Below are 10244 nucleotides of genomic sequence, written 5' to 3'. Positions count from 1 at the left end.
GCATCAAGGAGCACCGGCCTGTAAATGCGCCCATTATAGCGGACCTCGCCGTTTTCCTCCAAAATGCTAGTAACTATATTAAATGCTTTTTTTAATAATGTAAAGAACTTTCTAAGTACAGCAGGGTCGTCAGGTTTGCAGAAACAGCGCAGTATTGCCGCTTTCGTCGGGTCCCACATAGCCGGCCATTGTCACTATGGCAGCAAGCTCTGCCAGCTGACAGTGGCGGGACGTACCTATGCGTTTTGCCAGTTCCTCTTTTACCTCTGTAGAAAAAGACATCTCTCAACGTGCCTCTTTAACATCTCTGTGAGAGAGCTTAAGTCCGAACTTACCATCAGACCCTTTAAGCTTCTCATATATCTCATTAGCTATGGTGACGCTTCGGTGCTGGACCACCGGTACAGGGCCTATGGCCACCCCCGCTGGTATTTGCCTTTCCTTGATGTAGCGGGGATCAGGAATTTCAAAAAGATCCTTCCAGCTTGTCCACAAATTCTCCGCACTCAGGAAAACTTTTGACGTAGTCCCTGCACCGGCTTGTCGTTGCCGGTCTGATGGCTTGAGATCCTCTATATAATAGGGGTTTGGCAGGAACCTGACATCAAACACCAGGTCCGCATCAGAGGGGAATACCGTACTTAAACCAAGGGAAAGGATGTTCACCATCAGCGAGTTGTAACTCTTCATTGTGGACGAAGATCCTGTCCAACTCCACCCTTGAGCTCCCTGGTAAGAAGGTTGGAGGAATCGATAAATAGTCGCCTTCTTCTTAACCTCGGCAAGAACCTCCCTCTCCTTGGCAATGCCGTCTTCGAGCCTGTCTCCGGCGGCATTCATGGGATGTATCCTTCTGGTCTCCTTGTATCTCTTTATAAGTACGGCGTCGCTGGCATCCATAAACAGGATCTCCACGGGGATACCCCTCTCCTTCATGGAATCAATGATTCCGGCAACACCCTCAAAGCTCTGCCCCGCTCTGGCATCAATACCAAGACAACCTTGGTTATACCGCTGTCGGGCATGGTTAATAAGCTCCGTGAACTTCTCTATAAGGGGACACGGGAAGATTATCCAACGCAGTAAAAATCCCGCATCCTCAAGCATATGAATGGCTGTGGCCTTTACCGCCGCCGCTCATCCCCGTTACTATAACAAATCTCATAGTGATGCTCCTTCTTGAAAAATCACCAACCATGATAACTTCAGGCTCTAACATGATTCCGGAATTCTCAAAAACCCTCTCCCGGACTTACCTATAAGCTCGTAGACCTGTGCAGAAGTGGCATTTCCCTTGTTTTACCACGAAGCCGCAGTGTTTCTCGGAAACGCAGGCATCTCCAACGCTAAAGCCCCTAAGCCCCGCTTCCTCTATGAGCTTGCCCGCAAAATTGCCCTGGGGTCTCTTAAAGGTTGAGCCGGCACTTGGATATTCCAGAGGCTGTTTCTCCTTGCGCTTTAAAGCCAGCTCCTTCATCCTCTCAGAAATGGCTTCGGAGTCTCCCTTTGCAAGGTCAAGGATAACAGACAGAACGATATGTCCCCTTCCCTTGATGGCACTGGTCCTGTAGCCAAATTCCATGTTTTCGTTGCTGATGGTCATAACTTCGCCCTTGGGATCAAAGGACAGTAACCTCTCTGGTAATGAGCTTCATCTCTCCGTCATAGGCCCGGCGTTTCATGATCATTGCGCCGCCAATGGTTCCCGGTATCCCGGCTGCAAACTCGAAGCCGGTAAGACTGTTATCTCTGGCAAAAGAGGCAATGGCTGAATTCAGTACTCCGCTTTCAGCATAAATACTGCTCTCTCCCTCAAGTCTTAATTCGCAAAAGCGCTCTAAGGAGACGACTATTCCATCAAAGCCCTTATCGGACACCAGAAGATTGCTTCCGTTTCCCACAACGAAATAAGGGAGTTCCAGATTCCGCACGAGCTTCATGATGCCCTGCAGCTGATCCAAATCTCCCGGTTTTACAAATAAGGCGGCAGGCCCACCGGTCCTGAAGGTGGTGTGCCTGCTCATGGGTTCGTTTAATAATATGTTTTCTTCTGAGACAATCTGTCCCAGATGTTCAATGATCTCTTTATTCAAGTACTGTAGACCTCATCAACCGCAAACCAGTTTGGCTGCTCCGTATACGCCGGCATCATTTCCAAGCTTTGCAAGTGCGAACTTAGCATCAGCACAGCCAGGGAATACAAATTCCTTAAAGCTGGGCATAAGAAGATCAAAGAGCATATCTCCTGCCTTTGAAAACTCCGCCGCCAAGAACGATGATCTCAGGGTTTACAACAGAAGCAACTGCTGCGATTCCCTTTCCAAGATAGTATCCGTACTGATCAGCAATCTCTTTTGCCACTTTATCTCCTGCCTTGGCTGCATCAAAGATGTCTCTGCACTCGAAATCCTTGCCGCGAAGTACGCTGTCCTCATCAGTCTTTGCAAGAACTCTCTTTGCAATCCTTACTGCACCTGTAGCGGAAGCATACATCTCAAAGCATCCGTGGTTGCCACAGCCGCACGTCTCGGGCTCATCGTCAACAAGGTGAAGGTGTCCGATCTCTCCGCCTGATCCCTTTGCGCCGTTGAGGATCTTGCCCTCAACGATGATTCCGCCGCCTACACCTGTTCCCAGGGTAACCAGGAGCATATTGGGATAACCCTGTCCGCCGCCCTTCCAGGCTTCACCGAGGGCTGCTACGTTGGCATCGTTTCCTGCCTTAACAGGGAGCTTCAATTTGGAGTGAAGTTCGTTTACAACATTTACCTTCTCCCAGCCAAGGTTAACTGCCTGATGGCAAACACCGTCAGCGTTTACGGCACCGGGAACACCGATACCTGCACCTACAACCCTGGGTGTCTTCTATATTCTTTTCCTTCATCTTGGGCTCTGATGGAGTCCGCGATATCAGGAATGATATTCTCTCCGTGATTCTCTGTTCTTGTGGGGATCTCCCAGAAATCCACCTTCTCGCCGGTCTCTGTAAGAAGGCCGATCTTAACTGTTGTTCCTCCAACGTCTGCGCCAAATACGTAACGTGCCATGGTATATTCTCCTTCAATATGTATGTAATCTGTATACTCCGTGATAACGGATTGCTCCGCTTCGCTCTCGCAATCCTACATACATTCGGAATCCGCACTGTCGTGCTACTTCCTCATGTATGTTCGCATCCAAGGTCAATGAGTCCTTTGTGCAAGCACAGGACTCATTGACTTTGGTCTGCTTTATCACTCATCATCATCATCTTCACTGCGTCTTCTTGCCAGTGAGTTCTGTACACGGTTATACAGCTCCTGAGCTGCATTGTAGCCCATGGCCTTCTGTCTGTGGTTAACTGCTGCCGACTCACAGATAACAGCCAGGTTTCTTCCGGGTCTTATAGGGATCCTGTGGCAGACCACCTTGTTGCCAAGGTACTCTGTGTACTCCTCCTCAAGACCGAGTCTGTCGTATTCCTTGTCCTTGTCCCAGTCCTCAAGCTTGATGACCAGGTCAATATTCTGTGTTTCCTTAACGCTTGATACACCATAAAGGGTCTTAACATCGATGATTACCAACACCGCGCATCTCGATGAAATGCTTGGTGATATCGGGAGCAGATCCGATCAGCGTCTCGTCGCTGACACGTCTTATCTCTACCACGTCATCGGACACAAGACGGTGTCCTCTCTTGATAAGCTCGATGGCTGTCTCCGACTTTACCGATTCCGCTCTCACCGGTGATGAGAACGCCTACGCCGTAGACATCCACCAGCACTCCGTGGATGGAAATGCAGGGAGCAAGCTTAACGTTGAGCCATCTGATGATCTCCGCCATGAAAGCGGAAGTTGATTTCTTGGTTATAAATACGGGGACCTTCTCCTCGACAGCTATTTTTATAAAAGTAGGATCCGGAGCAAGTTCCCTGCAGAATACCACGCCGGGTATATCAAAGGAAAGGAACTCCCTGTACATATCTTCCTTTTTGTCCTGGGGGAAAGATTCCATATAGGTATATTCTACGAATCCGATAACCTGAAGCCTGGACGCTTCAAAGTGCTCGAAGTATCCTGCCAGCTGAAGGGCCGGTCTGTTGATATCCGGCTGGGTTATCCTGATCTTCTTGACATCTATCTCAGGAGTAAGATTTTCAAGCTTCATTTTTTCAATGATAGTTTTTAAACTTACACTCGACATGCTGAGCCTCCTTGGTGTTATTTGGTTCCAACATCAAACCACATAATATCATAGAAATACGGGTTCTTCAATTATCCTGACGGAAGAAGTCGTATATCTGCTGTGCTATATTTTCGGGGATTTCAGGCACTTTGGAGAGCTCCTCCACTGAAGCCTGCCTTATCTCCTCTATGGACCTGAAATTCTTCATAAGAGCCTTGCGCCTTGCGGGGCCGATGCCCGGAATGTCATCCAGAGAGCTCTTTACCTGGGCCTTGCTCCTTAAGGATCTGTGATACTCAATGGCAAATCTGTGGGCCTCGTCCTGGATCCTTGTTATGAGCTTAAAGCCCTCGGACCTGGTGTCGATGGGAAGTTCTACATTATTAAAGTAAAGACCTCTTGTCCTGTGGTTGTCGTCCTTGACCATTCCACAGACAGGAATATTGATCCCAAGCTCTTCAAGAACCTTAAGACATATATTGACCTGTCCACGTCCGCCATCCATAAGGATAAGATCCGGGAACCTGGTAAAACTTCCAAATCTTGCATCAATGTCCCTGACCTGAAGCTCATGCTTCTCCTCTATGCCGTGAAGAAGGCGCCTTGTGAGCACCTCATGCATGCAGGCGTAATCGTCCGGTCCGGACACAGTCTTTATCCTGAACTTTCTGTAATCACTCTTCTTGGGCTTGCCCTTCTCGTAGACCACCATGGATCCCACGTTGGCAAAACCGCTGATATTGGAGATATCGTAGGCCTCCATCCTCTCAAGGCCCTTGATACCAAGCAGGTTTTCAATCTCCTTGACGGCACCGATTGTCCTGCCCTCTTCGCGCTTGATGCGCTCCTTGTCCTTGGAGAGCACCAGCTCGGCGTTCTGGGCCGCAAGCTCCATGAGCTTCTCCTTCTGGCCCCTCTCGGGAACGGTGATATACACGCGGCTTCCCTTGCGCTGGGTCAGCCACTTCTCGATGATCTCCATATCATCAATGACCTCAGGCAGCATCAGTTCCCTTGGGATAAAAGGTGTTCCCGCATAGAACTGTTTGACGAAGTTCATGAGGATCTCCGCCTTGGGATTCTCCGACACATGTGTCATGTAGAAGTGTTCCCTGCCGATAAGCCTTCCGTCCCTGACAAAGAACACCTGGACCACCGCATCCTTGTCATCCGCGGCGATGGCCACTATATCTTTATCCTCCATGGAGGAATCCGTCATCTTCTGTTTCTGGGCAACCACCTTAACACTGGCAAGAAGATCCCTGTACTTGGCAGCATTCTCAAAGTCCAGCTCCTCGGATGCCGCCTCCATCTTCTGCTCCAGGTCTTTTATAATAGGAGAATAATTGCCCCCGAGAAACTCCAGCGCCTTATCAATCCTTGCTCTGTACTCCTCCTGTGAAACGTTGCCTGTACAGGGGCCGCAGCACTGCTTCATGTGGTAGTTAAGACATTGGCGCTCAGCACCTATCTCTTTTGGCAAAGAGCGGTTGCAGGTCCGAAGGCCGTAGAGTTTATTTATAAGTTCAATGGTGTCCTTGACTGCGGCTGCGCTGGTGAAAGGGCCGAAGTACCTGGACTTGTCTTTTTTCATAAGACGGGAAAAGAGTATACGGGGAAACGCCTCGGATACGGTGACCTTTATGTAGGGATAGGTCTTGTCATCCTTGAGCATGGTGTTGTAGCGGGGACAGTGCTCCTTGATGAGGTTGTTCTCAAGAACCAGCGCCTCCAGCTCCGAGTCCGTAACTATATATTCAAAACGGGCGATCTGCTTGACCATCATGTCTATCTGAGGTCCGCGCCCTATGTTGGAACGAAAATAAGACCTTACACGGTTGTGCAGGTTGATGGTTTTGCCCACATACATAATGGTGTCGTTGGCATCGCGCATTATGTAGACCCCGGGATTCTTGGGGAGTTTTTTCAGTTCTTCCTTGATATCGAAGTTTGACATATAAATATTAAACCACTAACTTCGGGAGTTTAAAAGAGGAATGTAAGCCCGAAATCAGTGGTTCAACAAAGAGGAAAAAAGGATACTAAGGGTCGGCTACATTGGCGTCATCAGAGATTATCCTTAAGATATCTCTCCAATGCTTTTGCAGCCTCTATTTCATCCGCGCCATCGCAGATAAGGGTCAGAGTCTGGCCATTTTTGATACCCAGACTCATCAGGCCAAAGAGATGCTTGGCATCCGTACTTTGGCCGTTGCCCTTGGCTGTAATGGAGCAGTTGAAAGCATTTGCCAGTTTTATAAGACCGCCTGCGGGCAATGCATGTACGCCCTCGGGGTCAGTTATAACATATTCGATGATCTTCATATCTCAACATTAAAGTGCTCGAAAAGAATCTTCTCAGCCTCGGGATTCCACAGACCTGCGTGATTCTTGCAGGAAACTGCAAGCTTCGCAAACAGAGGATTTGTCTCTCCCAGTTTCTCAAAGTCATCTATTGCAGTAAGAGGCATGTTGATCTGTGTATAGCAGAGCTTCTTGCCGCCGGGTATTCCGGGAAGATTGCAGGTTGTCTCAGCAACGCTGTCCAGGCCGCCGATATGTGTAACCATTACGGAAGGGTTGATCTCTCCCTTTGCAGCAAGCTCAAGGGCCTCAAGAAGGTCGTCGTTGTTGCCGCCGGTGGTTCCCAGAATATGTGTGCTTGTGTAATGTGCATTGTACAGGTTGATCTCAGACTTGAACTGATTGTCTGTGGGACCTGCAAAGAAGTTCATGCAGCCGTCAAAAGCAAGGAGCCTGTCGCCCATCTCGGCAACGCTTCTTACGGGAACATATACGAATACGTCGTCGTAGCCGTGTCCCTCTGTGATCTCCATAAGCTTCTCTTCTGCATCAGCTCCTGATGAATTGAAGTAGATGAGCTCAACACCCTTCTCTTTTGCAAACTCAGGGCTGATAACGCTGGCAGCTCTCTTAAGCTTTGCGTCATCAAGATCTGTTACAACAATTCTCCTGGGCTTGTTCTCGAAACGAAGTCCATAGCTTACGGCGCCAAGACCCATAGGTCCGCAGCCGCCCATGATAAGGATGTTTCCACCCTCCTTGGTTCCCATTGCATGATTGTAGTTCTGCTTGTTGGTGTGGTAATTTGCATGATATCCGCCGATGATGCAGCTCATGGGCTCACCAAGGGATGCCTGATAGAAGCTCTCTCCGTTGTAAGGAAGAAGCGCATCCAGTTCCATTACCTCATGAGGCATGATGCAGTAGGTAGCATCTCCGCCGCAGAAACGATAGGAATATCCGGGTGAATCAAGCTTGCCCTGATAGTTGAGGGCGGGCTGAAGTGCCCACTTGTCACCAACCTTATATTTGTCTTTCCACTTCTCGCCCACTTCTACGATAACGCCTGAGCACTCATGTCCTGTAATAATAGGATTAACGTCGATATCCTTGGGTGCTCTCTTGTGGTTCTTGCCCTGCTTGGCCAGCTTGTAAGTTGACATGCAGATACTGTCACTGATCACCTTTACAAGTATTTCATCGTCCTTGATCTCGGGGAGCTCAAACTCCTCAAGTCTAAGGTCCATTTCTCCGTACATTCTGACAGCTCGTGTCTTCATAATAATTCACCTCCAAATGGTTTAGCTCATCCTTCAAAAGATGCGCTGATCTCGTCTTCAGTCATTGTCAGCAGTTTCTCAACTCCTGCCTTGTCCGAAAAAGTCATGGCGATCTTGCCCAGTACATCGAGATGTTCATCTCCTACCGCGGCAATTCCGATCACCACTTTGACTTTCTCTGCAGCCCCCCAGTCCTGGCCCTCGGGAAATGTCATAAGAACCAGTCCTGTCTTCAAAATATGTTTCTTGGCTTCCTCAATTCCATGAGGTATAGCCAACTCGTTGCCAATATATGTATTAAACACCTTCTCTTTGTCCAGCATTGCCTGAGTATAGTACTCATTTGTAAATCCCTGGGAAGAAAATATACCACCGATCTTTCTGATGACGTCTTCCTTGTTACCGGGTTTCTGGTTTAAAAAGATATTTTTGGTTTCCAGTATCATAGGTGCCTCCTGTTATAGACCATTAATTCTCTCACTGAAATAACTCTTCATTATCCGCTGCAGTTTTTCCTGAATGGCTTCTTCATCGCCGGTCTTCAGGGTTTCAAGGAAAGCCTCGTCCTCGACTATGGCTCCCGATATCCTTCCCAGCATGTCCGTGTTCTGCTGCCTGTGCTCATCTATTGGCATCGCCATGCAGAGCGCAGCCCTGATGTCTTTTAATCTGGGGTCCTCAAATAGCTGCCCCTTATCAGGCCCTGCGGTAATGATCTGACACTCCTTAACTGCCTTGCTTCTGCAGTGGAAAAGAGCTATCCCTATCTCAGGGAATACCTGTGTCATTACCTGCTCCCTTGCCAGGATATCTGCTGCAAGCACCGCTGCCGCCTTGGATGTATCCGTAATATCAGCAGCTATATACTTGATCAGCGCCTCAAGATTCATCTCATTAGAAACGGTAAGATGATGATACCTTCTAATGACTCCCTTGATTCTGTTAATGATGTCGTTTATCTCGTCCAGTTGCCTGGTAAAATCATTGTTTTCCTGCCTTACCGGCATCGATGCGTATTCATCGATCTTAACGCTTATCTGCAGAACGTCTCTCTGGGTAATAAGAGGATTGACCATACAGTAGTCAACACCCAGTTCGTCCACTTCAATGCTTGAGATAAAGAAATCCGTTCTGGACATTACGTGCTCGGTGATCTCATCACTGCCGTAAGCCTTAAGCACTATATCCCAGTCAGCAAACTGACTGCGAAGCTTTGCCATCATCAGCTGTGCCACTCCGAATCCGCTGGCACATATAACGCCGATGTTAACGGTGCGCTTTTTCTTTTTCCTGCTGAGGATCTTCTCCCTGGCCGCTCCGAAGTGCATGGCCAGATATCCGATCTCCGCATCGTTGGGAACAAGTCCCGTCTTTTCAGTAATGACCTCCGCTGCCCTCTCGCAATCCGCAAAGACCTCCGGGTACTCCTGTCTGATCTCTGCAAGAAGAGGGTTACTTATGGTCATGTCATTTTTCATGCGATAAAGAGCCGGCTCCAGGTGTACCATCAGTCCTCTGATAAAGTCCTCCTCATATCGGAGCTCCCTTGCCAGATCTGCATCCAGCACATCTATCATCGCATCTATAATTCCCATCAGCTCGTCAGTCCTGATGCCGCTGCTGCCGATGGCCTCGTTTGTGTAGTTAAGTTTTGCACCTTTGATGTGCAGTAAAATATTGTTTACTTCCGATTCCGGAATCGTGATGGAGAACTCTTTTTCCAGAGCATCCGCGATCTTTCTGGCAATGTCATAGCCATTGTCGAATCTGGCATCATAGGTTTCCTCAGATACCAGCTCGCCCTGCCTTATCCTCTCCACGGCCACCGCCAGATGTACCAGCAGGCCCATGTAGGCATCATTGGTCAAAAGACGCAGATACGGTTCCTCCACTTCCTCGAGAACTGTTTCCACCTCAGAGAGGATGGCCTCGTTCATGAGGGTGTAAATATTGTCTGCCAGCTCGCTGTCCCCGCGATTGTTCATGTTCTCGGTAACAAAGCGCTGCATGGCTGTTCGATAGCTCTTTTCGCTGCCGGAGAGAGCAATTCCGAAGCCGGGCTTTCTTATGATACTAAGGTGACACTCCTGTACCCAATCGTTTATGGCTTCAAGATCGGTACTGATGGTAGCTTCACTTACGCCGAACATGTCACTGTAGTAAAAGAGCTTTTGGGGCTCCCTGTTTCTTAGAAGCTCCAGCTTCAGAAGATTCCTTCTCTTCTCCTTATCTGATACGATCTCATCCTTGCGGGCTTTGACAGCACTCATGAGGCGGGCCTTGTTGTCGGCATCCCCTTCAATCTGGCTGCCCTCTCCCTTTTTCCGAACCAGGGTAAGATCATACTGTTTCAGGATGGAAGCGATGTAGTCCGCTTCCCTTAAAATGGTGCGCTTACTTACACCCAGAGCATCAGCCACTTCCTGATCCGTGGCCGGCTGCTCTGCGCCAAGCAAATACAATATGATCTGTCTTATGCGTGGTGTAAGTTCCAT

7 protein-coding genes and 3 pseudogenes are annotated in these 10244 nt (G+C 48.8%); all 10 read right to left on the bottom strand.

Annotation, left to right across the window (positions count from 1 at the left end):
- Window positions 1-129 precede the first annotated feature (129 nt).
- The 10 genes and pseudogenes from T456_RS22460 to T456_RS19790 all read right to left on the bottom strand — a co-directional run bounded on the left by T456_RS22460 (window position 130) and on the right by T456_RS19790 (window position 10244).
- A complete protein-coding gene (locus T456_RS22460; protein ID WP_155838069.1) occupies window positions 130-282 on the bottom strand; it encodes a hypothetical protein in 153 nt (50 codons plus the stop codon).
- Between the two features lie 3 nt (window positions 283-285).
- On the bottom strand, window positions 286-1107 hold the full coding sequence (locus tag T456_RS19815) for an RNase adapter RapZ (RefSeq protein WP_081749065.1): 822 nt from the start codon (window positions 1105-1107) through the stop codon (window positions 286-288).
- Between the two features lie 76 nt (window positions 1108-1183).
- Window positions 1184-2093, bottom strand: a pseudogene (murB, locus tag T456_RS24330) (UDP-N-acetylmuramate dehydrogenase); the annotation flags it as partial.
- 15 nt (window positions 2094-2108) lie between these two features.
- Window positions 2109-3047: pseudogene (locus T456_RS24080) on the bottom strand (ROK family glucokinase).
- A 186-nt stretch (window positions 3048-3233) separates the two neighbouring features.
- Window positions 3234-4183 (bottom strand): annotated as a pseudogene (hprK, locus tag T456_RS24075) (HPr(Ser) kinase/phosphatase).
- Between the two features lie 67 nt (window positions 4184-4250).
- Window positions 4251-6122 carry an excinuclease ABC subunit UvrC gene (uvrC, locus tag T456_RS0110775; protein ID WP_024864357.1) on the bottom strand — a complete coding sequence of 624 codons (1872 nt, stop codon included), beginning with the start codon at window positions 6120-6122 and terminating at the stop codon, window positions 4251-4253.
- A gap of 110 nt (window positions 6123-6232) precedes the next feature.
- Window positions 6233-6490 carry an HPr family phosphocarrier protein gene (locus T456_RS0110770; RefSeq protein ID WP_024866164.1) on the bottom strand — a complete coding sequence of 86 codons (258 nt, stop codon included), beginning with the start codon at window positions 6488-6490 and terminating at the stop codon, window positions 6233-6235.
- On the bottom strand, window positions 6487-7749 hold the full coding sequence (locus tag T456_RS0110765) for a zinc-binding dehydrogenase (RefSeq protein ID WP_024866163.1): 1263 nt from the start codon (window positions 7747-7749) through the stop codon (window positions 6487-6489). The genes T456_RS0110770 and T456_RS0110765 overlap by 4 nt, the downstream gene beginning before the upstream one ends.
- 26 nt (window positions 7750-7775) lie before the next feature.
- The gene (locus tag T456_RS19795) at window positions 7776-8195 is read right to left on the bottom strand and encodes a PTS sugar transporter subunit IIA (RefSeq protein WP_035801808.1); all 420 of its coding nucleotides are present in this window, start codon (window positions 8193-8195) and stop codon (window positions 7776-7778) included.
- Between the two features lie 12 nt (window positions 8196-8207).
- Window positions 8208-10244: a BglG family transcription antiterminator gene (locus T456_RS19790; protein WP_035801805.1), complete on the bottom strand. Its 2037-nt coding sequence runs from the start codon at window positions 10242-10244 to the stop codon at window positions 8208-8210.

It is taken from the genome of Butyrivibrio sp. FCS014 (genome assembly GCF_000526935.1).
Taxonomy (GTDB): domain Bacteria; phylum Bacillota; class Clostridia; order Lachnospirales; family Lachnospiraceae; genus Butyrivibrio.
The sequence above is the reverse complement of the archived record's forward strand: the minus strand, read 5'-3'. Positions and strand labels throughout refer to the sequence as shown.